Annotated in this window: 1 protein-coding gene; it reads left to right on the top strand. The window is 44.5% G+C overall.

Annotated features, from left to right (window positions below; all coding sequences use genetic code 11):
* Nucleotides 1-719: phage tail protein (locus ACFINC_RS10705; protein ID WP_375617201.1), on the top strand; the 719-nt coding region annotated here is incomplete at both ends.

Below are 719 nucleotides of genomic sequence, written 5' to 3'. Positions count from 1 at the left end.
CGTTGTGATGCTTTAATTGATTGGTCAGAAGGGCAGCATCCTAGCAGTGTAAACAAGAGCGCCCGTGTGATGATGCAGCGCGTGCGTGAATATTTATCAGACACGGGTGGAGAGCTTGAAGGGATTGTTACAGTTAATCATAGTAACCAAACGAGTGTGATAAGACTTGCAAGCACCTCACAGTTTTTAGGTTATCAGAATGGTATCGTTTTGCGCTTTATGGCGACGGGCAGGAATGTTGGGTCTACCACGATTGTCTTGAATGATTTAGAGGGCAAGCCGGTTTATAAAGCAACAGAATTAGGGGTTGGTCCTTTAAGGGGAGGCGAAATCCAACAAGGGTGCATTTATACATTGGTTTATAATGGGGATCATTGGCATCTCGTTAATCCTACCCCACTCCCTTTAGAAGAAGAAGAAAGCAGTCTTTATCCTACTGGTTTTATAGGAACGTTTGGCATGCGCGGGATTCCAAAGGATTGGTTAATTTGCGATGGGAAGGCTTATTTGCGTCGTGATTATGGTGATTTATTTGCGACGATAGGCACGGTTTGGGGAGAAGGAGATGGTGTAGAAACCTTTAATGTTCCAGATTTACGAGGGATGTTTTTACGGGGATTTGATGGTGGCAGTAATCGAGACTCCAATCGTCGATTTGGAAGTATTCAAACAGATTCAATCCAGTCTCACCAGCATGAAGGTCAGGCTCTTTCGATGCC

Origin of the sequence: Bartonella sp. AP58NXGY, assembly GCF_042195785.1 — a bacterium.
Taxonomy (GTDB): Bacteria; Pseudomonadota; Alphaproteobacteria; order Rhizobiales; family Rhizobiaceae; genus Bartonella.
Note: the sequence above shows the minus strand (reverse complement) of the source record. Positions and strands in the feature narration are given on the sequence as shown.